General features: G+C 51.0%; 20 protein-coding genes. 12 read left to right on the top strand and 8 right to left on the bottom strand.

Going from position 1 to position 19,877, the window contains the following annotated elements:
* Window positions 1-32: 32 nt before the first annotated feature.
* Window positions 33-944, top strand: coding sequence for a cysteine synthase CysM (gene cysM / locus OGX89_RS09530; protein WP_125112666.1), 912 nt, complete (start codon window positions 33-35; stop codon window positions 942-944).
* Between the two features lie 91 nt (window positions 945-1,035).
* On the opposite strand, the gene OGX89_RS09535 is transcribed toward cysM, so the two are convergent.
* The gene (locus tag OGX89_RS09535; protein WP_003835011.1) at window positions 1,036-1,752 is read right to left on the bottom strand and encodes a type 1 glutamine amidotransferase; all 717 of its coding nucleotides are present in this window, start codon (window positions 1,750-1,752) and stop codon (window positions 1,036-1,038) included.
* A gap of 13 nt (window positions 1,753-1,765) precedes the next feature.
* On the bottom strand, window positions 1,766-3,058 hold the full coding sequence (ptsJ, locus tag OGX89_RS09540; RefSeq protein WP_125112665.1) for a MocR-like B6 salvage transcription factor PtsJ: 1,293 nt from the start codon (window positions 3,056-3,058) through the stop codon (window positions 1,766-1,768).
* An 82-nt stretch (window positions 3,059-3,140) separates the two neighbouring features.
* On the opposite strand from ptsJ, the gene pdxK reads away from it, so the two are divergent.
* Window positions 3,141-4,007, top strand: a complete 867-nt coding sequence (gene pdxK / locus OGX89_RS09545) for a pyridoxine/pyridoxal/pyridoxamine kinase (protein ID WP_125112664.1) — start codon at window positions 3,141-3,143, stop codon at window positions 4,005-4,007.
* Complete coding sequence (locus OGX89_RS09550) at window positions 4,004-4,243, top strand: cytoplasmic protein (protein ID WP_125112663.1); 240 nt, start codon at window positions 4,004-4,006, stop codon at window positions 4,241-4,243. Before pdxK ends, OGX89_RS09550 begins: the two co-directional genes overlap by 4 nt.
* Before the next feature lie 148 nt (window positions 4,244-4,391).
* On the opposite strand, the gene crr is transcribed toward OGX89_RS09550, so the two are convergent.
* The 5 genes from crr to cysZ all read right to left on the bottom strand — a co-directional run bounded on the left by crr (window position 4,392) and on the right by cysZ (window position 9,252).
* Window positions 4,392-4,901 carry a PTS glucose transporter subunit IIA gene (crr, locus tag OGX89_RS09555; RefSeq protein ID WP_000522253.1) on the bottom strand — a complete coding sequence of 170 codons (510 nt, stop codon included), beginning with the start codon at window positions 4,899-4,901 and terminating at the stop codon, window positions 4,392-4,394.
* A gap of 40 nt (window positions 4,902-4,941) precedes the next feature.
* The gene (gene ptsI / locus OGX89_RS09560) at window positions 4,942-6,669 is read right to left on the bottom strand and encodes a phosphoenolpyruvate-protein phosphotransferase PtsI (protein ID WP_008785405.1); all 1,728 of its coding nucleotides are present in this window, start codon (window positions 6,667-6,669) and stop codon (window positions 4,942-4,944) included.
* Between the two features lie 45 nt (window positions 6,670-6,714).
* Entirely contained in the window at window positions 6,715-6,972 is a 258-nt protein-coding gene (gene ptsH, locus OGX89_RS09565; RefSeq protein WP_002913505.1) for a phosphocarrier protein Hpr, read from the bottom strand.
* 383 nt (window positions 6,973-7,355) lie between these two features.
* Window positions 7,356-8,327, bottom strand: coding sequence for a cysteine synthase A (cysK, locus tag OGX89_RS09570; RefSeq protein WP_003038091.1), 972 nt, complete (start codon window positions 8,325-8,327; stop codon window positions 7,356-7,358).
* A gap of 163 nt (window positions 8,328-8,490) precedes the next feature.
* Entirely contained in the window at window positions 8,491-9,252 is a 762-nt protein-coding gene (gene cysZ, locus OGX89_RS09575; protein WP_003834927.1) for a sulfate transporter CysZ, read from the bottom strand.
* Window positions 9,253-9,482: 230 nt separating this feature from the next.
* Between cysZ and zipA the strand changes: the two genes are divergently transcribed.
* The 3 genes from zipA (at window position 9,483) to OGX89_RS09590 (ending at window position 12,803) form a co-directional block, all read left to right on the top strand.
* Complete coding sequence (gene zipA, locus OGX89_RS09580; protein WP_125112765.1) at window positions 9,483-10,496, top strand: cell division protein ZipA; 1,014 nt, start codon at window positions 9,483-9,485, stop codon at window positions 10,494-10,496.
* Between the two features lie 71 nt (window positions 10,497-10,567).
* Window positions 10,568-12,583, top strand: coding sequence for an NAD-dependent DNA ligase LigA (gene ligA, locus OGX89_RS09585; protein WP_125112662.1), 2,016 nt, complete (start codon window positions 10,568-10,570; stop codon window positions 12,581-12,583).
* Between the two features lies 1 nt (window position 12,584).
* Complete coding sequence (locus OGX89_RS09590) at window positions 12,585-12,803, top strand: DUF3820 family protein (RefSeq protein WP_003038102.1); 219 nt, start codon at window positions 12,585-12,587, stop codon at window positions 12,801-12,803.
* On the opposite strand, the gene OGX89_RS09595 is transcribed toward OGX89_RS09590, so the two are convergent.
* Complete coding sequence (locus tag OGX89_RS09595) at window positions 12,800-13,798, bottom strand: bile acid:sodium symporter family protein (protein WP_125112661.1); 999 nt, start codon at window positions 13,796-13,798, stop codon at window positions 12,800-12,802. The two genes, OGX89_RS09590 and OGX89_RS09595, sit on opposite strands and share 4 nt — an antisense overlap.
* A gap of 89 nt (window positions 13,799-13,887) precedes the next feature.
* On the opposite strand from OGX89_RS09595, the gene OGX89_RS09600 reads away from it, so the two are divergent.
* From OGX89_RS09600 to OGX89_RS09625, 6 genes are all read left to right on the top strand, one after another.
* Complete coding sequence (locus OGX89_RS09600; protein ID WP_003834913.1) at window positions 13,888-14,814, top strand: LysR family transcriptional regulator; 927 nt, start codon at window positions 13,888-13,890, stop codon at window positions 14,812-14,814.
* 428 nt (window positions 14,815-15,242) lie between these two features.
* Entirely contained in the window at window positions 15,243-16,334 is a 1,092-nt protein-coding gene (locus tag OGX89_RS09605) for a YVTN family beta-propeller repeat protein (protein ID WP_125112660.1), read from the top strand.
* Window positions 16,335-16,411: 77 nt separating this feature from the next.
* On the top strand, window positions 16,412-16,807 hold the full coding sequence (locus tag OGX89_RS09610) for a DUF302 domain-containing protein (RefSeq protein WP_003834908.1): 396 nt from the start codon (window positions 16,412-16,414) through the stop codon (window positions 16,805-16,807).
* Between the two features lie 230 nt (window positions 16,808-17,037).
* A complete protein-coding gene (locus OGX89_RS09615; RefSeq protein WP_008785396.1) occupies window positions 17,038-17,307 on the top strand; it encodes a YdgH/BhsA/McbA-like domain containing protein in 270 nt (89 codons plus the stop codon).
* A gap of 325 nt (window positions 17,308-17,632) precedes the next feature.
* Complete coding sequence (gene xapA / locus OGX89_RS09620; RefSeq protein WP_125112659.1) at window positions 17,633-18,466, top strand: xanthosine phosphorylase; 834 nt, start codon at window positions 17,633-17,635, stop codon at window positions 18,464-18,466.
* 56 nt (window positions 18,467-18,522) lie between these two features.
* On the top strand, window positions 18,523-19,779 hold the full coding sequence (locus OGX89_RS09625; protein ID WP_003834901.1) for a nucleoside permease: 1,257 nt from the start codon (window positions 18,523-18,525) through the stop codon (window positions 19,777-19,779).
* Window positions 19,780-19,877 lie beyond the last annotated feature (98 nt).

Consider the following 19,877-nt stretch of genomic DNA (forward strand, 5'->3'; position numbering starts at 1 on the left):
GCGCCACCCGGCATTTTTATTGAGCTGAAAACGTGAACACATTAGAACAAACAATTGGCAATACGCCTCTGGTGAAATTACAACGTCTGGCGCCGGATAACGGCAGTGAAATTTGGGTCAAGCTGGAAGGCAATAATCCCGCAGGTTCGGTGAAAGACCGCGCCGCGTTGTCGATGATCGTCGAAGCGGAAAAGCGCGGAGAAATTAAGCCAGGCGACGTGCTGATTGAGGCTACCAGCGGTAATACCGGAATCGCGCTGGCAATGATCGCCGCGCTGAAGGGCTACCGTATGAAGCTGCTGATGCCAGACAACATGAGTCAGGAGCGCCGTGCTGCGATGCGCGCCTATGGTGCCGAGCTGATTCTGGTCACCAAAGAGCAGGGGATGGAAGGCGCGCGCGATTTAGCCCTTGAAATGGCGCAGCGTGGAGAAGGCAAGCTGCTGGATCAGTTTAACAATCAGGATAACCCGTACGCGCATTACACCACCACCGGACCGGAAATCTGGCAGCAGACGTCAGGTCGTATTACCCACTTTGTCTCCAGTATGGGAACGACAGGCACCATTACCGGTGTGTCGCGTTTTCTGCGTGAGCAAGAAAAAGCGGTCACTATCGTTGGCCTGCAGCCGGAAGAGGGCAGTAGTATTCCGGGAATTCGCCGCTGGCCTGCGGAATATATGCCGGGCATTTTTAACGCCTCGCTGGTGGATGAGGTGCTGGATATTCACCAGAACGATGCGGAAAACACCATGCGTGAACTGGCCGTGCGCGAAGGGATTTTCTGTGGTGTCAGTTCTGGTGGCGCGGTAGCGGGGGCGTTACGTGTGGCGCGCGCGACACCGGGAGCGGTGGTGGTGGCGATCATCTGCGATCGCGGCGATCGCTACCTTTCAACCGGCGTGTTTGGCGAAGAGCACTTTAACCAGGGATTAGGGATTTAGTTTTCAGGCCTGATAACCATAGCGCTATCAGGCAAACGTACGGCACGAGCGCCGGATGACGACGTAAAGCGTCTTATCCGGCCTGCCATAATCAATCGTTACGTTTTTCCACAAGCTTATCTAGGAATTGCCACAGCTTCTCATTCATCTGCTGATAATCCCATGCTCGCATCTCTTCAACGGAACGGATGAAGCGCTTGCCTTTAGCTTCCGCCAGTTCTTGTTCGGAGTGTTGAATAAGCCCTTCTATAGCATCAGCCGTAAACTCCATATGGCACTGAAAACCATAAACAAAATTACCGTATTGCACGATTTGTCGTGGGCAGCCCTCGCTGGCAGCAAGAATGGTCGCCTGGTCGGTTAATCCTGGCATGTCGTTGTGCCAGTGACCGACGGTAAGCGGTGAGCCGAAATGGCTGAACAGCGGGTGCTGTTGACCGGCTTCGGTCAGAACGATAGGGTAGTGACCAATCTCTTTTTCCGGACTCTGGCACACCTTCGCACCCAGCGCTTCGCCGATTAACTGTGAACCCAGGCAGATCCCCACCACAATTTTACGTGCTGCAATCGCCTGGTTGATCAGATGCTGCTCGGCCTGAGAATCAAAGTACGGGCACTCTGCCAGCGTGGTTCGTGGTGACTGCGGACCGCCAAACACCACCAACATATCAAAATCATCGGCGTTCGCAGGGACCGCTTCTCCGGCATAAACGCGCGACCAGGTGACGCTATAACCGCGTGATTCGGCCCATGGCAGATACGCGCCAGCAGATTCGAAAGACTCATGAATAACAAAATGAACTCGCACTTTTTCTCTCCTGTTAGCGTTTTAGCGCCTGATGAATATCAGCCGCCAGCTTATCAATGTCGCTGTCAGTTAAGGTTGACAGCGTAATACGCAGGCCGTGGGCAGGCGTATTGACGCCAAACACTTCGCCTTCCCGCACCAGCCAGCCGGACTTCGCCAGCGCAAAAGCGATTGCCTGGCTGTTATTTTCCAGCGGTAGCCACATATTCAGACCGTCACCAACGGGTAACTCAATGCCATGTCGCCGCAGTGCTACCGCCAACGTTTGCTGCTGGGCGGCGTAAAACTGCTGAGTTTGCACCAGTGTGTGTTGATAAGTCTCGTCACTCAGGCAGGCGCAGGCCAAATCCTGCAGCAGATGGCTGACCCACTGACTGCCGGAGTTGAGCCGTAAACGTAGCTTCCCTGAAGTGAGCGGATCGCTGGCCACAATGGCCAGGCGTAAATCCGGACCTAACGTTTTGGACATCGAACGGACAATCGCCCAGTGCGTGGTTTCCTTCGCAATCACCGGATACCAGTGGCAAGCAGATAGCAGCGCAAAGTGGTCGTCGACGATCACCAGCGTCTGCGGATAGCGGGCCAGGATTTCCTGCAATTGCGCCGCGCGGGATGCGTTCAGGCTGCATCCTGTGGGGTTATGCGCGCGCGGTGTCAGAATCACCGCCCGCGCACCTTTCTGTAGCGCGAGTTCCAGTTGGTCCGGCAGCATACCTTCGTGGTCAACATTGGCCGGACTGGCGGAGAAACCAGCATAACGCAGCATGTTGATGCTGCTCAAAAAGCACGGATCTTCTACGACAACGCTATCACCAGGCAGTAAATGGGCGCACAGTAGCCGTTCGATAGCATCAATGGCGCCGCTGGTGATATCAATTTCCCCTTTGCCGGGCATTGCATTTTGCATCCATTGTGATGCCCACGCCTTAAGTCCAGGTGATACAGCGGCATCGCCATACAACCGCGGACTCTTATTTATCTTTGCGAAATAACTACTCAGGTCAGGAAGACGCGAGGGCGCTGGGTTACCGCCGGAAAGATCGATAAGCGGGGTATTCGGATTACCACCTTCCAACGCAACGGGGGCAGTAATCCCCTTAATCACCGTGCCGTTGCGTCCCAGGCTCTGCGCCAACCCGGAGGTGACCAGGCGTTTGTAAGCCGCCGCGACAGTATTGCGGTTCACGTTTAATTCCGTTGCCAGTTCCCGCACTGGCGGCAACGTTTCGCCTGCTGCCAGCGTGCCTGTAGTGACATGTTGACGGATACTGTCAAAAATTTCGTTAGCGGTTTTTCCGTCGATCATTATTGACCTATGACAAAATGAATTTTAGCATATGACGATAATAGTGAGGCGTAGGCCCGCTGTCCAGAGAGAGGAGAAATTTATGGAGCAGGAGAGTGATATCCAGTCAGTGCTCTTTGACGACACGAATCGGGCGTTACAGACCGATATCGTCGCCGTCCAGTCACAGGTGGTGTATGGCAGCGTAGGCAACAGCATCGCCGTCCCGGCCATTAAAGCGCAGGGGTTACGCGTGACGGCAGTACCCACGGTGCTGTTCAGTAATACCCCGCATTATGAAACCTTTTACGGCGGCGTTATTCCGTCTGACTGGTTTAGCGGCTATCTCCGCGCCTTAAGCGAGCGTGATGCCTTGCGTGAGCTGAAGGCGGTGACTACAGGATACATGGGCAGCGCAGAGCAAATCGCCTTGCTGGCACAGTGGCTGGAAACCGTTCGGGCAACGCATCCGGACCTGTGCATTTTGGTCGACCCCGTGATTGGCGATACGGATAGCGGTATGTATGTCAAAGCCGAAATCCCGGAGGCTTATCGTCAGCACCTGCTGCCGCTGGCGCAGGGGCTGACGCCGAACGTGTTCGAGCTGCAAATGCTGAGCGGAAAGCCGTGTCGTACGCTTGATGAAGCCATTACGGCGGCACAATCACTGCTCACTGACACCCTGAAATGGGTGGTAATTACCAGCGCACCGGGGGATAGCGAAGAGATTATTAACGTTGCGGTGGTGACGGCTGAAACGGTTGAGGTGTTAGCCCATCCGCGAGTGAAAACGGATCTGAAGGGGACTGGCGATCTGTTTTGTGCAGAGCTGGTGAGCGGCCTTGTACTGGGGAAAGCGCTGACGACCGCGACTCACGACGCCGCGCAGCGGGTGCTGGACGTGATGACGTGGACGCACCTGTGCGGTTGTGATGAATTAATTCTGCCACCGGCAGGGGAGGCGCGATGAAGAGTTACCGGCTGGTAGTTCGCCAGAATGGGCGTATGGTTGGACATTTTGACACCAACGGGGCAGCAGCGCTGGAAGATATCTGTGTAGCGCGGGCGATGTTTGGTATTACGGGTGGCTACGATTGTGAACTGTTAGTGGCAGACTCGGAGCGACGGATGCTGGAAAGCGGGCCGGAAGGGATGAAGATTTTGATGCGCGAGGCGTGTTATCGACCGGTCACCTTACAGATTTAATGCCGGATGGCGGCGAGAACGTCTTATCCGGCCTACGTTACGGAGTTTGTTGTAGGCCGGATAAGCGTAGCGCCATCCGGCAGGGTTTTGATAACCATCAGATAAAAAAAATGGCGCCTGCTGGCGCCATTTTTCTCTGCAAAAAGAATTACTTCTTGATGCGGATAACCGGAGTCTCACCCACTGTCACGCTACCGGACAGTTTGATCAGCTCTTTGATTTCGTCCATGTTGGAGATAACAACCGGAGTCAGGGTAGACTTGGCTTTTTCTTCCAGCAGCGGCAGATCGAATTCAATAACCGGGTCGCCCACTTTCACGCGCTGACCTTCTTCAGCGATGCGTTTGAAGCCTTCGCCTTTCAGTTCAACGGTATCAATACCGAAGTGAACAAACAGCTCAATGCCGCTGTCGGATTCGATAGAGAAAGCGTGGTTGGTTTCAAAGATTTTGCCGATGGTGCCATCAACAGGAGCAACCATTTTGTTACCGGTTGGTTTGATAGCAATGCCATCACCAACGATTTTTTCAGCAAAAACTACATCCGGCACGTCTTCGATGTTGACGATCTCGCCAGAGAGCGGAGCAACGATCTCAATAGTTCCGGTGTCTTTCTTATCATCAGAAACCAGAGATTTCAGTTTATCGAACAAACCCATGATCTTCTCCTAAGCAGTAAATTGGGCCGCATCTCGTGGATTAGCAGATTGTTTTTTCTTCAATGAACTTGTTAACCAGCGTCATTAACTCGTCCGTTGTCGGTTGAGCAAGAGCTTGCTCTGCTAACACCTTCGCATCTTCGAAGTTCGTGTTACGGATAATCTTCTTAATGCGCGGGATAGAAATGGCGCTCATAGAGAATTCGTCCAGACCCATCCCCAGCAACAGAAGTGTAGCACGTTCGTCGCCTGCAAGCTCACCACACATGCCAGTCCATTTGCCTTCAGCATGAGAAGCATCAATAACTTGCTTGATCAGCGTCAGCACAGATGGCGACATCGGTTGGTAAAGGTGTGAAATCATATCATTACCACGGTCAACTGCCAGGGTGTACTGCGTTAAATCATTGGTGCCGATACTAAAGAAATCAACTTCTTTGGCTAAATGACGCGCAATTGTTGCCGCAGCTGGTGTTTCCACCATCACGCCAATCTCAATGCTCTCGTCAAATGCTTTACCTTCGTCGCGCAGTTCCTGTTTGTAGATTTCGATCTCTTTGCGCAGTGCACGCACTTCTTCAACAGAGATGATCATTGGGAACATGATACGCAGTTTGCCGAAAGCAGAGGCGCGCAGGATAGCGCGAACCTGGTCACGCAGGATCTCTTTACGATCCATGGCGATACGCACGGCACGCCAGCCCAGGAACGGGTTCTCTTCTTTCGGGAAGTTCATGTACGGCAGTTCTTTATCGCCGCCGATGTCCATGGTACGGACGATGACCGCCTGAGAGCCACAGGCTTCAGCAACGGCTTTATACGCAGCAAACTGTTCTTCTTCAGTTGGCAGCGATTCACGGTCCATGAACAGGAATTCGGTGCGGTACAGACCCACACCTTCAGCGCCGTTACGCTCGGCGCCTTCAACGTCACGAACGGTACCGATGTTGGCGCAAACTTCAACCTGGTGACCGTCCAGCGTGATAGCCGGCAGATCTTTCAGCTTAGCGAGTTCCGCTTTCTCGGTTGCAACCTGCTCCTGAACGGCACGCAGTTGCTCAATAACGTCGTTGGTCGGATTGACGTAAACCTGATTGTTTACGGCATCCAGAATCAGATAGTCGTCGTTTTTCACCTGAGAGGTGACGCTACCCGTACCTACGATGGCAGGCAGTTCCAGAGAACGCGCCATGATAGAGGTATGAGAGGTACGTCCGCCCGCGTCAGTGATAAAACCCAGCACCTTGTTCAGGTTCAGCTGTGCGGTTTCTGACGGGGTCAGGTCTGCGGCAACCAGGATAACTTCGTCCTGGATAGCGCTTAGGTCAATAATTGCCAGACCCAGAATGTTACGCAGCAGGCGTTTACCGATGTCACGTACGTCAGCCGCACGTTCTTTCAGGTATTCATCATCCAGCTCTTCCAGGGCTGTGGCCTGACCTTCGATAACTTCATGCGCAGCTGCATCAGCCGTCATGTGCTTATCTTTAATCAGGGCTATGATTTCCTGCTCCAGCTCCTCATCTTCGAGCAGCATGATATGCCCTTCAAAGATGGCTTCTTTTTCTTCACCGAACGTTTCACCAGCTTTGGTTTTGATCGCTTCCAGTTGCGCAGATGCCTTGGCACGACCGCTCAGAAAACGTTCAACTTCCTGATCAACCTTGTCGGCAGAAATTTTTTTCCGGTCAATGACGATCTCGTCTTCTTTCAGCAGCAATGCTTTACCGAAAGCGATACCCGGGGATGCTAAAATGCCTGAAATCATAACCCTACCTTACTTGTGACTGATATTTAAAAGAACTCGTTGAACTTACTCGAGTTCAGCCATCAGTTTAACCAGATGCTCAACTGCTTTCTGCTCGTCTTCACCTTCTGCGGACAGGGTGACAACGGTACCCTGAGTCAGGCCCAGAGTCTGCAGTTTAAACAGGCTTTTGGCGCTAGCGCTTTTGCCGTTGGAAGTCACAGTAATTTCAGAAGTAAAGCCTTTTGCTTCTTTAACAAACTGAGCAGCAGGGCGAGTATGCAGACCGTTCGGAGCGGTAATGGTAACTTCTTGCTGGAACATTATATTTCCCCAACTTATAGGTTTAGTGTTGTGGAACTAAAGTCTAGCCTGGCGGCTCAACTTTAGCCTGTATTGTTAGCATCGGCGTAAACTGGACGCGACACAAAAGGAGTTCGGTGCAATCCGTTGCTGGCAACTTCTTGCCGCTGACGTTTCGTTCGTCATTAAACATTATGCCGCGAAAGGAAGAGTTGAACCAAATCATAAAATCGATTCAGCTAGCGCTTTTCCTGTAACGATTAATTTCGCGCATCAAAATAATTAGTTTGGTTAAATACCAGTTCCGGCGGGCTGAATCAATGCCAGGCGAGTTGAAACTTTGAAGCAGGCCACAAAAAAGCACCCAAAAGGGTGCTTTTTTACGCGTTTTTAACATGCTGGCACTACTGTTGCAGTTCTTTCTCTGTAAAGAGATCGGCAAACAGTGCAGTGCTCAGATAACGCTCACCCGATGACGGTAGAATAACCACTATATTCTTATTGGTAAAGGTTTCATCTTCCTGGAGCTTAAGCGCGGCAGCAACCGCAGCACCGGAAGAGATCCCAGCCAGAATACCTTCTTCTTCCATCAGACGACGCGCAGTAGAAATAGCTTCATCATTAGTGATGGCAACGACTTTATCGATAAGCTTCAGATCAAGGTTACCCGGAATGAAGCCAGCGCCGATGCCCTGAATTTTATGCGGGCCTGGTTTGAGTTCTTCACCTGCCAGCGCCTGGGCGATAACAGGGGAGTCGGTAGGTTCAACCGCGACGGTGATCAGATCGGTTTTGCCTTTAGTGCCTTTAATGTAACGGGTCACACCAGTCAACGTACCGCCGGTACCAACGCCGGAAATAAAGACATCAACCTGGCCATCGGTATCTTCCCAGATTTCCGGGCCGGTAGTTTTTTCGTGGATTTCCGGGTTTGCCGGGTTGCTGAACTGCTGCAGCAGCAGGAATTTTTCCGGATCGCTGGCCACAATTTCTTCCGCTTTCTGAATCGCGCCCTTCATACCTTTTGCGCCTTCGGTCAGCACCAGGTTCGCGCCCAGCGCTTTTAAGAGCTTGCGGCGCTCAATGCTCATGGTTTCAGGCATGGTCAGAGTCAGTTTGTAACCGCGAGCTGCGGCAACGTAGGCCAGCGCAATCCCTGTGTTGCCGCTGGTTGGTTCGACCAGCTCTACACCCGGTTTAAGTACACCTCGTTTTTCGGCATCCCAAATCATGTTGGCACCGATACGGCATTTGACGCTAAAGCTTGGGTTGCGTGATTCCACCTTCGCCAGAATGCGTCCGTTACCGATACGGTTCAGTCGAACCAGCGGCGTATGACCGATAGTCAGCGAGTTGTCTTCAAAAATCTTACTCATGGCCTGTCCTTAACTGTATGAAATTGGGATACCGCTTCAGCATACCTGTTGAGAAAGTATGGGGAAGTAAGGAATTCGTATATCTATATGCCACCAGGAAATAATGCGTTGCAGTATGGAATAAGAGCGGGCATAAGCCAGCCCGCTTTTACACATTTTTTCATTACTTCCATAACGCGTGCTTAGCACGATAGCAGTCTACCCACATCGCTGTGGCACCACAAACCGCGACCGGCATGATGAACAGATTGAGCACCGGAATCATGGTGAACAGGCTGGTCAATGCGCCAAATTGCATATTGGTGACCTTGCGTGTGCGCAGCGCGACGCGCATCTCCTTAAAAGGCACCTTATGGTTATCAAACGGATAATCGCAGTACTGAATGGCCAGCATCCACGCGCTGAACAGGAACCACAGCACCGGGGCTACGGTCTGACCAATACCCGGAATGAAATAGAGGATCAGCAACACGACGGCGCGCGGGAGATACCACGCCAGCTTTTGCCATTCACGTTTCATAATACGGGGAACATCTTTCATGATGCCGAGAACGCCGGTGTCAGGCGGTGTTGCGCCCGTTAAGCGCGCTTCCAGTTGTTCAGCCAGCAGACCGTTAAACGGCGCTGCAATCCAGTTGGCTATGGTGGAAAACAGGTAGCCGAACACCAGTAGTACGGAGATAGTGACAATCGGCCACAGCAAGTAGCTGAGCCACTGAAGCCAGTCAGGGACGTGACTCATCAGCGCGGGGATCCAGCTATCGAGTTGTGTGAATAGCCACCAGAATGCGCCGCCCATCAGCAGGATATTCACCAGCAAAGGCAGGATGACAAAGCGACGAATGCCCGGTAGGGTGATGAGCTTCCATCCCTGTGAAAAGTAATAAAGGCCGCTGCGAGGTACGACTGCAGATGATGAAACCATGGTCAGGACATACTCCTTGTTATATAAGCTCTGGTAAACTTTGCGTATCTTACCGGGTTGTTGAGCGTTAAGCTGTTCAGAAATGTTCGAAAAAACAGCAAAAAGCACAATTTTGTTCATCTTTATGCCGTGAAAGCCAAGAGTGCACTTGCACTTGGCGTAATCGACAAATACTCTTAGTGAGTAAATGTTTGCCGTGGTGGCAAGGTGTTAGAACAACAGAGAATATAATGATGCAGGATTTGCGTCTGATATTAATCATTGTTGGCGCGATCGCCATAATCGCTTTACTGGTACATGGTTTTTGGACTAGCCGTAAAGAGCGGTCTTCTATATTCCGCGATCGCCCACTGAAACGCATGAAGTCTAAACGTGAAGACGAGGATTCGTTCGACGACAACGTCGAGGAAGACGAAGGCGTGGGCGAAGTTCGCGTTCATCGTGTGAATCATGCTCCCGGTAACGCGCAGGAACATGGTGTTCCTCCTCAGTCGCCGCAACACCAGTACCAGCCGCCTTATGCGTCTGCTCAGCCGCGTCAACCCGCGCCGCAGCCTGCACAAGCGCCGGTACCGCCGCCGCATGCTCAGCAGCAGCCGCAGACTGTACAACCGCAGCAGCCGTTGCAGCATCAGCCTGTTCAGCAACAACCTGCGCAGCAGCCGATGCAGCATCAGCCCGTTGTTCCGCAGGTTCAGCAGCCCGTGCAGCAAGCACCGCAACCTGCGCCGCAGGCTTTCCAGCCCGCAGAGCCTGCCGTTGAACATCAACCTCAGCCTGAGCCGGTAGTTGAAGAAGCGCCTGTTGCTGAAAAACCGCAGCGTAAAGAAGCGGTCATTATTATGAACGTTGCGGCGCATCACGGTAGTGAGCTCAACGGTGAAGTGCTGCTCAACAGCATTCAGCAAGCCGGTTTTAAATTTGGCGACATGAATATTTTCCATCGTCATTTGAGTCCGGATGGCAGCGGTCCTTCGCTGTTCAGCCTTGCCAATATGGTTAACCCAGGAACGTTTGACCCCGAAATGACGGGTGATTTCAGCACCCCTGGCGTGACTATTTTTATGCAGGTTCCGTCCTACGGTGACGAGCTGCAAAACTTTAAGCTGATGCTGCAGTCCGCACAGCACATTGCCGATGAAGTGGGTGGTGTGGTGCTCGACGATCAACGTCGTATGATGACGCCGCAGAAACTGCGCGAGTATCAGGACCGCATCCGCGAAGTTAAAGAATCTCACGCCTGATTCTCCTCTGGCGTGACATATCCTTGCTAAACCCCCGCCTGTCGGGGGTTTTTTATCATTGATGGTGCGATATGGAATCAATCGAACAACAACTGACAGAACTGCGAACCACGCTTCGCCATCATGAGTATCTCTACCATGTGATGGATGCGCCGGAAATTCCCGATGCGGAATACGATCGCCTGATGCGTGAACTGTGCGAGCTGGAAGCGCAGCATCCGGAACTTATCACCCCCGACTCGCCAACCCAGCGCGTAGGCGCCGCCCCGTTAGCAGCGTTCAGCCAGATTCGCCATGAAGTGCCAATGCTGTCGCTGGATAACGTGTTTGATGAAGAGAGTTTTCTCGCCTTCAACAAGCGCGTGCAGGACAGACTGAAGAGTACGGACAAACTAACCTGGTGCTGCGAACTGAAGCTGGACGGGCTGGCGGTCAGTATCCTGTATGAAAACGGTGTGCTGGTCAGTGCCGCAACGCGTGGTGATGGTACTACGGGTGAGGATATTACCTCGAACGTGCGCACCATTCGTGCGATCCCGTTAAAACTGCGTGGCGATAACATTCCGACGCGTCTGGAAGTGCGCGGTGAAGTGTTCCTGCCGCAGGCCGGGTTTGAAAAAATTAACGAAGAGGCCCGCCGTACTGGCAACAAAGTGTTTGCTAACCCGCGTAACGCGGCGGCCGGGTCATTGCGCCAGCTCGATCCGCGTATCACAGCGAAGCGACCGCTTACTTTCTTCTGCTATGGCGTCGGTGTGCTGGAAGGTGGTGTGCTGCCTGATACCCACCTGGGCCGTCTGCTGCAATTTAAAGAGTGGGGATTGCCGGTGAGCGACAGAGTTACGCTTTGCGACTCTCCGGAGGAAGTACTTGCTTACTATCACAAGGTTGAAGAAGACCGACCGACGCTGGGATTCGATATCGACGGTGTGGTGATCAAAGTCAACTCCATGGTATTGCAAGAGCAACTGGGTTTTGTTGCCCGCGCGCCGCGCTGGGCGGTGGCCTTTAAGTTCCCGGCGCAAGAGCAGATGACCTTCGTACGTGATGTTGAGTTTCAGGTTGGACGCACCGGGGCGATTACGCCTGTCGCTCGCCTTGAGCCAGTTCAGGTTGCCGGGGTGTTGGTCAGTAACGCCACCTTGCACAATGCGGATGAAATTGAGCGTCTTGGTTTGCGTATTGGCGATAAAGTCGTCATTCGCCGTGCGGGCGATGTCATCCCGCAGGTAGTGAACGTCGTGCTTTCCGAACGCCCGGACGATACGCGTGAAATTGAGTTTCCCACCCACTGTCCGGTATGCAACTCTGACGTTGAGCGTGTGGAAGGCGAAGCGGTCACACGCTGTACCGGTGGTTTAATCTGCGGAGCGCAGCGTAAGGAATCGCTGAAACACTTCGTTTCCCGCCGCGCGCTGGACGTTGACGGCATGGGCGACAAAATTATCGATCAACTGGTCGAGAAAGAGTATGTCCACACGCCAGCGGATCTCTTCACACTGACCGCAGGCAAGCTGACCGGTCTTGATCGTATGGGGCCGAAATCGGCACAAAACGTGGTGAATGCGCTGGAAAAAGCGAAAGAAACAACGTTTGCCCGTTTCCTCTACGCGCTGGGTATTCGCGAAGTCGGCGAAGCTACGGCGGCTGGTCTGGCGGCACATTTTGGCACCCTTGAGGCGCTGGAAGCGGCCTCTATTGAAGAGCTACAAAAAGTGCCGGATGTCGGCATTGTGGTAGCGACCCACGTGTTTAATTTCTTTGCCGAAGAGAGTAACCGCGAGGTGATCGTCCAACTGCTGGCGCAGGGTATCCATTGGCCAGCGCCGGTGGTCATCAACGCTGAAGAAATCGACAGCCCCTTCGCGGGTAAAACGGTGGTGCTGACCGGGAGTCTGAGCCTGATGTCACGCGATGACGCCAAAGCGCGACTGACTGAGTTGGGTGCAAAAGTGGCCGGTAGCGTATCGAAGAAAACCGACCTGGTGATTGCCGGTGAAGCGGCGGGGTCGAAACTGGCAAAAGCGCAGGAACTGGGTATTGCCGTGATCGATGAAGCTGAAATGATCCGCTTACTGGGTGCCTGAGATGGAAAAAGAGCAGCTGGTTGAAATCGCCAATACCGTGATGCCCTTTGGCAAATATAAAGGGCGTCGGCTGATTGATGTACCGGAAGAGTATCTGCTGTGGTTTGCCCGTAAGGATGAATTCCCGCCGGGCAAGCTCGGCGAGCTGATGCAAATCACGCTGCTGATTAAAACTGAAGGGCTGACGCAACTGGTGCAGCCCCTGAAACGCCCGCTCTAAGCCTTTGCGGCGCGGCTTTTCTGCTGCGCCTGCAATGCGTCCGTTTGTTGCTTGTAGCGACGTGCCAGCACGGCACACACCATCAGCTGAATTTGATGGAAGATCATCAACGGCAGCACCATCATTCCTATCACTGACGTCGGGAACAGAATATTTGCCATTGGGATCCCATTTGCCAGGCTCTTTTTCGATCCGCAAAAGACAATGGTGATCTCATCGGCTTTGTTGAAGCCGCATTTACGCGCAACAAAGACGTTGATGCCAATCACGATTGCCAGCAATACGATGCTGACCGCCACGATAAACAGCAGCGAGCCAATCCCCACTTTGTGCCAGATCCCGTTAACCACGGCTTCACTGAAGGCGGAGTACACCACCAGCAAGATGGAGGATTGGTCCGTTTTGGCGATCCATTTTTTATGTCGGGACACCCAATTACCAATCCACGGACGTGAAAGATGTCCCAGTACGAACGGCAGCAGCAGTTGCAGCATGATTTTCCCCACCTGCTCCAGACTGCCTTCTGCGCCGTGCATATTCATTACCAGGCCAACCAGCAACGGCGAGAGAAAAATACCCAGCAGGCTGGAGGCCGAAGCGGAACACACGGCAGCGGCAACGTTACCCCCTGCCAGCGACGTAAAAGCGATTGCCGACTGCACCGTGGCCGGCAAAATACACAGGTACAGGAAACCGGTGTACAGCATCGGGTCAACATTAACCGGCGCCCACCAGGCGAACAGAACACCCAGTACCGGGAAAACAACAAACGTGCTGCACATCACCCATAGATGCAAACGCCAGTGACTACCGCCAGCAATAATGGCTTCACGCGAAAGCTTCGCCCCGTGCATAAAAAACAACAGGGCAATGGCAGCGGTGGTTAAGCCTTCAAAGAAAGGCACAAAGCCACCCTTGGCCGGGAAAAAGGACGCCAGTAATACGACCGTAATCAACGTTATCGTGAACGGATCAAGGATACGAAAAAGTTTCATAAAAGCTCCTGAAATTCGGTAGGAACATTTTGCGTTTTTCTGTTTGAGAAATAAAATTGATTTATTGCATCCATATATGAATCGAATAAATGAATTACTCTCTGCGTCAGCTCCGTATCTTTGTTACCGTCGCCCAGGCCAAAAGCTTTAGCCGGGCGGGGGATATCATTGGCTTAAGCCAGTCTGCGGTCAGCCACAGCGTTAAAGAGCTGGAAGGGCAGACGGGTGTGCGGTTGTTAGATAGAACAACGCGGGAAGTGGTGCTGACGGAAGCAGGGCACCAGTTGGCGGCTCGGCTGGAACGTATTCTGGATGAACTGCACAGCACGCTGCGTGAAGCAGGCCAGGTGGGAACGCAGTTAACCGGAACGGTGCGCGTTGCCGCCAGCCAGACAATATCAGCTCACCTTATTCCACAGTGTATTGCCCAGAGTAATCAGCTTTATCCAGCAATCGATTTTGTGCTGCACGATCGTCCGCAACAGTGGGTGCTGGAGAGTATTCGTCAGGGCGAGGTGGATTTTGGCATTGTGATAGATCCAGGTGCTGTGACCGATCTACAGTGTGAAGCGGTGTTATCCGAACCGTTCCTGCTGTTGTGTCGAGAGGATCATCCGCTAGCCCAACGCGAATGGGTAAATTGGCAGGATTTATATCATGAGCGCTTGGTATTACAGGATTACGCTTCCGGCAGTCGACCGTTGATCGATGCGGCACTGGCCCACTTTTCCATTGAGGCCAATATCGTTCAGGAGATAGGTCACCCTGCCACACTGTTCCCGATGGTTGAGGCGGGGATTGGTATCAGCGTGCTGCCTGCGCTGGCGCTTCCTCTGCCACAAGGCAGCCATTTGCAGGTTAAACGCCTGACGCCGGTTGTGGAACGACAATTGATGCTGGCACGACGTAAAAATCGTTCTTTATCGACTGCGGCCCAGGCGCTGTGGGACGTGGTGCGGATGCAGGCCAGTGAATTGACCGCCGGTCGGGCACGGGATCCTTTGTACCAGCTTTAACGATATGGCTGGTGTTTGTCATGTCGTTAGGTTTGGCTTTCAGTATCGATGAACTGATCGTTAACTTTGATATTTTACCCGGCACCGGACTACCTCTTTATATTTATAAATTCTCCTGCGATATTCTTAGACAATTGCTCAGCTTGCGGATTTTTAAGGCTATTTTAAATTATTACTTTTTTTTCTTGACCTTCCACTTGCTGGAAGGTTGATACTCTTTATACGCAAGTACGGATAGCAGTATCTAATACAATGATGTATAGCGATTGATTAATGAAATGACTAAGCAATTTATACAGTAGCTCGTTATAGGTAGAATTAACACGATCCCGATGGAGTAATATTAGTGACATGTTAAATAATCCTACAATAGCTGGTTGCTGAAACTAATCCGGTAAATATATTTAACTAATGGGGTATTGGCGGCGATGATAAGCAAAAATAAAATTTTAATTGCAATGCAAATTAGTATGCTGGCATGGTCTGGTTATACGTTTGCAGCAGACAGAGTGTATGTAGCAAATGAAGGTGCAGATTCAGTTAATGTACTTGATGCTGCGTCTTTAAAGACTGTAGATAAAGTACATGTTGGTAAAATGCCGCATAACGTTCAGGTGTCACCAGACAATAAAACAGTTTGGGTAACCAACCTTGGTGCTAACGGGACACATTCATCAGGCTCTGAACATATGGATATGAGTAAAGATGCTCATTCTGAGAAAATGGACATGGGCAAAGATTCTCATGCTGGCAAAAAGGAACATGGAGAAGTTTGGGTTATTAATGCCGAAAATGATACGGTTATTGCAAAACTTCCGGTTGGCGCACACCCTGCGCATGTTGTCGTCACCCCTGATGGGAAAATGGCGTATATCTCAAATAGTGCAGATAACACCATCAGCGTGATTGATGCAGAACATTTGAAAAATTTAACGACAATTAATGTAGGTAAATTCCCTCATGGCCTCAGAGTGAGTCCTGACGGTAAAGAAGTTTATATCGCGAATATGAAAGGGGGCTCGGTATCCGTTGTTGATACAGCCAGTAATAAAGAAGTCGCGCAGATCCCATTAGGTAAAATGCCAGCCCAGGTAGGTTTCTCACCGGACGGAAAACTGGTGTTTGTTTCCCTGTCTGGTGAAGATGCTGTAGCGGTGATTGATACAGCAACGCGTAAAGTTGTGAAGAAAATTAATGTCGGTACCGTACCAATCCAGCTGTTTGGCACTCCGGATGGTAAAAGCATGCTGGTAACCAATCAGGGCTCGAAGAGCAAGCCGGGTAACACAATAAACATGATTTATATCGCAAGCCTTGCGGTAGCGAAAACCATCACCACTGGCGATGGGGCCCATGGCGTGGTTGTCGATAAAAATGGCAAATATGCTTACGTAACTAACTCATTTGCAAACTCTGTCTCGATGATTGACATTAATGAGCGTAAGGTAGTGAACACGCTTCCGGTAGACAACAACCCAAATGGTATCAGCTGGGGCTCTGTCGAAGTGACGCCTAAATAACTGTGCTAGCATTTATCAATACCCGTCATTCGCTGGCGGGTATTTTCATGAATATTCTATAAATAAAGGAACGACAGATGAGAAAGCCGGAGCGGACAAAAACGCTGCCTAGTAAGTTCAATTTTGATGATACTGTAAACAGACTCGTCAGCGTATTGAATGCTAAAAATATTCGTATTTTTGTGCAGGTTGATCAACAGCAAGCGGCAACGGATGTAGGTCTTGCTCTGCGACCGACTATGTTATTTCTGTTTGGTAACCCAAAGGGTGGTACTCCTGCCATGCAAGCAAATCCTCATGCGGCAATAGAGTTACCCCTACGGGTGGTTATTTGGCAGGATGACAATGGTGATACCCATATAGATTATCAGGATGCAAGTACTGTTCTGGAGTTTGATTATGGTGTTGCACATAATATTGTTGCTCCAGTTAGCATTTTGGCAACTCTTCTTAACGAAGTGGCCGGTAATTAATTGCAAATGGCACTAAATTCCTCGCGGATATTTAGTGTTATTTTTCTGCGTTTATTATGAAAGTATTTAACCCGCTATAATAAACCTATTGAACAATACATATGATGTTCATTACTCTTCAATGTTTGTCGATTCGTCTATTTTATAAATTGAAGGGTTTTTGTTTGCAATATTATGTGGAAAGTATATCTTGACGCTCAAATATTAATATGTAAGTTATGAGGATAGTTATGAAAAAGACATTAGTCACATCATTGGCCGCTTCTTTGTGTTTTCTCAGTCTGTCTGCCTTTGCTGCTACAGAAATCTCGCAACAAGAAGCCAATAGTTTAAAGCATGTCAAGTCAATCACCGTAACGGAAAATACGGTGAATCAATGTATGCACAAAATTTCGAAAATGGCAGATAAAGAAGGTGCTGATTTCTTTGTCATTAAGAACTTCTCTTCTATAGGCAATGGTTCTCAGGCTGTAGTGACCAGCGAACTCTATAAAAAGTAAACAGAAGTTTCCCCCGTTTTGATTATTGATTAGCGAAAGTGCGTTGTTATACCTGCTTTCGCTTATTAATAATCAACAAATGTTTGTCAGTCATTCTCAGGGCGGGCTTTGTCAGCCCACTCGTCTGACGAATTCCAGATATGTTGGTACTCCTTGCCATTTCTGGCAGAAAAAAAATGTGAGTTCAGGCTGATTTAGCACATACCATCTATACCGATTTACTATCGGTAATCGGGATAAACGGTATTGGTAATCGATTGCGTAGTCTCGCTATAACAATGCGGTACGCTACGTTATTTCGATTACTCAGTATTAAGGACATCTCATGAGCCACTCTCTTTTCTCGCAAAATCCCTGGTATAGCGCTGATATCATTCGTGGTTACAAACCGGATTTTACGCCGCGTGTAGCCTTTATCCTCGGCTCCGGCCTGGGGGCGCTGGCGGATCAAATTGAGGATGCGGTTGCCATCTCTTACGAGAAACTACCAGGGTTCCCGGTGAGTACCGTACACGGTCATGCTGGTGAACTGGTATTGGGAAATCTGGCGGGAATTCCGGTGGCCTGTATGAAAGGACGTGGACATTTCTATGAAGGTCGCGGTATGACGGTGATGACGGATGCCATTCGTACGCTGAAGCTGCTGGGATGTGAGCTGCTGTTTTGCACCAATGCCGCAGGCTCTTTGCGTCCCGAAGTCGGACCGGGTAGCCTCGTGGCGCTTAGCGATCACATCAATACGATGCCGGGTACGCCGATGGTAGGGCCAAACGATGAGCATTTTGGTGAGCGATTCTTTTCATTGGCGAATGCCTATGATGCTGACTACCGTGCGGTCCTGCAAACTGTTGCCGCTGAGGAAGGATTCTCGCTGAGTGAAGGGGTTTTTGTCTCTTATCCGGGGCCGAACTTTGAAACCGCGGCAGAAATCCGCATGATGCAAATTATCGGTGGCGACGTGGTGGGGATGTCGGTGGTGCCTGAAGTTATCTCTGCGCGCCACTGCGGTTTGAAAGTGGTTGCGGTGGCGGCCATCACCAACCTGGCGGAAGGTCTGGGTGATGTTAAATTATCTCACGCGCAGACGCTGGCTGCGGCGGCACTCTCCCGGCAGAATTTCATCAATTTGATCTGCGGATTCTTGCGCAAACTGGCCTGAATAACTAAAAAATGACCCCGCTTGCGGGGTCTTACTTTATGGCAAGGAACGGAAAAATGGGTATCGCATCTCGCTTAAAGCTCATGTCGTTTTTGCAATATTTCATCTGGGGAAGCTGGTTGGTAACCCTGGGTTCCTACATGATTAATACCCTGGATTTTACCGGTGCGAACGTCGGTATGATTTACAGTTCGAAAGGGCTAGCGGCGATTATCATGCCGGGCATTATGGGCATCATTGCCGATAAATGGCTACGCGCCGAGCGCGCCTATATGCTTTGTCATCTTGTATGTGCGGGCGTGTTGCTATATGCCACAACCGTTACCGATCCGCAGACCATGTTTTGGGTGATGCTGGTTAACGCAATGGCGTATATGCCGACGATTGCGTTATCGAATAGCGTCTCATACTCGTGTCTGGCACAATCGGGTCAGGATCCGGTCACCGCGTTCCCGCCAATTCGTGTGTTTGGCACCATAGGGTTTATTGTGGCGATGTGGACAGTCAGTTTGATGGGACTGGAACTGAGCAGCGCGCAGTTGTATATCGCTTCAGGGGCATCGTTGCTGCTGGCTCTCTATGCGCTTACGTTGCCGAAAATCCCGGTTGCTGAGAAGAAAGCAAACACCACGCTTGCCAGCAAGCTCGGTCTGGACGCCTTTGTCCTATTTAAAAAACCGCAGATGGCAATCTTCTTTTTGTTTGCGATGATGCTGGGGGCGGTGTTGCAAATCACCAACGTCTTTGGCAATCCGTTCCTGCATGATTTTGCCCGTAACCCGGAATTTGCCGACAGCTTTGTGGTGAAGTATCCCTCCATATTGCTTTCCGTTTCACAGATGGCGGAGGTGGGCTTTATTCTCACTATTCCGTACTTCCTTAAACGCTTTGGCATAAAAACGGTGATGCTGATGAGCATGCTGGCATGGACGCTGCGCTTTGGCTTCTTTGCCTTTGGCGATCCGTCGCCGTTTGGTTTTGTGCTGCTGCTGATGTCGATGATCGTCTACGGCTGCGCGTTTGATTTCTTCAATATCTCGGGATCGGTATTTGTCGAGCAGGAGGTTAGCTCTAACATTCGCGCCAGCGCGCAAGGGCTGTTTATGACGATGGTAAACGGCGTTGGCGCGTGGGTGGGATCAATCCTGAGTGGTATGGCGGTAGACTATTTTTCTGTCGATGGCGTCAAGGATTGGCAAACTATCTGGCTGGTGTTTGCCGCGTATGCGCTGGCTCTGGCGGTTATCTTTGCATTGTTCTTCAAGTACAAGCATGAGCCTGAACGACTGGCACAGAAATCACCGGCACATTAACACTCCATTGGCGGCGGGATCTGATACCCGCCGTTTCATTTTCTGCGAGGCAATGTGGTAACTTTGCGCATTATCCTTATTTCAGGAGCGCATTATCC

The sequence above is a fragment of the Citrobacter sp. Cpo103 genome (assembly GCF_030332605.1).
Lineage (GTDB): Bacteria > Pseudomonadota > Gammaproteobacteria > Enterobacterales > Enterobacteriaceae > Citrobacter > Citrobacter portucalensis.

Excerpts from the sequence above, each read along its gene's own strand:
- OGX89_RS09600 (WP_003834913.1), top strand. The coding sequence starts at position 13,888 with ATGAATTACTCTCTGCGTCAGCTCCGTATCTTTGTTACCGTCGCCCAG.
- ptsI (WP_008785405.1), bottom strand. The coding sequence starts at position 6,669 with ATGATTTCAGGCATTTTAGCATCCCCGGGTATCGCTTTCGGTAAAGCA.
- zipA (WP_125112765.1), top strand. The coding sequence starts at position 9,483 with ATGATGCAGGATTTGCGTCTGATATTAATCATTGTTGGCGCGATCGCC.
- crr (WP_000522253.1), bottom strand. The coding sequence starts at position 4,901 with ATGGGTTTGTTCGATAAACTGAAATCTCTGGTTTCTGATGATAAGAAA.
- pdxK (WP_125112664.1), top strand. The coding sequence starts at position 3,141 with ATGGAGCAGGAGAGTGATATCCAGTCAGTGCTCTTTGACGACACGAAT.
- ligA (WP_125112662.1), top strand. The coding sequence starts at position 10,568 with ATGGAATCAATCGAACAACAACTGACAGAACTGCGAACCACGCTTCGC.
- OGX89_RS09550 (WP_125112663.1), top strand. The coding sequence starts at position 4,004 with ATGAAGAGTTACCGGCTGGTAGTTCGCCAGAATGGGCGTATGGTTGGA.
- xapA (WP_125112659.1), top strand. The coding sequence starts at position 17,633 with ATGAGCCACTCTCTTTTCTCGCAAAATCCCTGGTATAGCGCTGATATC.
- OGX89_RS09590 (WP_003038102.1), top strand. The coding sequence starts at position 12,585 with ATGGAAAAAGAGCAGCTGGTTGAAATCGCCAATACCGTGATGCCCTTT.
- cysZ (WP_003834927.1), bottom strand. The coding sequence starts at position 9,252 with ATGGTTTCATCATCTGCAGTCGTACCTCGCAGCGGCCTTTATTACTTT.
- OGX89_RS09625 (WP_003834901.1), top strand. The coding sequence starts at position 18,523 with ATGGGTATCGCATCTCGCTTAAAGCTCATGTCGTTTTTGCAATATTTC.
- ptsJ (WP_125112665.1), bottom strand. The coding sequence starts at position 3,058 with ATGATCGACGGAAAAACCGCTAACGAAATTTTTGACAGTATCCGTCAA.
- OGX89_RS09610 (WP_003834908.1), top strand. The coding sequence starts at position 16,412 with ATGAGAAAGCCGGAGCGGACAAAAACGCTGCCTAGTAAGTTCAATTTT.
- OGX89_RS09595 (WP_125112661.1), bottom strand. The coding sequence starts at position 13,798 with ATGAAACTTTTTCGTATCCTTGATCCGTTCACGATAACGTTGATTACG.
- OGX89_RS09605 (WP_125112660.1), top strand. The coding sequence starts at position 15,243 with ATGATAAGCAAAAATAAAATTTTAATTGCAATGCAAATTAGTATGCTG.
- ptsH (WP_002913505.1), bottom strand. The coding sequence starts at position 6,972 with ATGTTCCAGCAAGAAGTTACCATTACCGCTCCGAACGGTCTGCATACT.
- OGX89_RS09615 (WP_008785396.1), top strand. The coding sequence starts at position 17,038 with ATGAAAAAGACATTAGTCACATCATTGGCCGCTTCTTTGTGTTTTCTC.
- cysK (WP_003038091.1), bottom strand. The coding sequence starts at position 8,327 with ATGAGTAAGATTTTTGAAGACAACTCGCTGACTATCGGTCATACGCCG.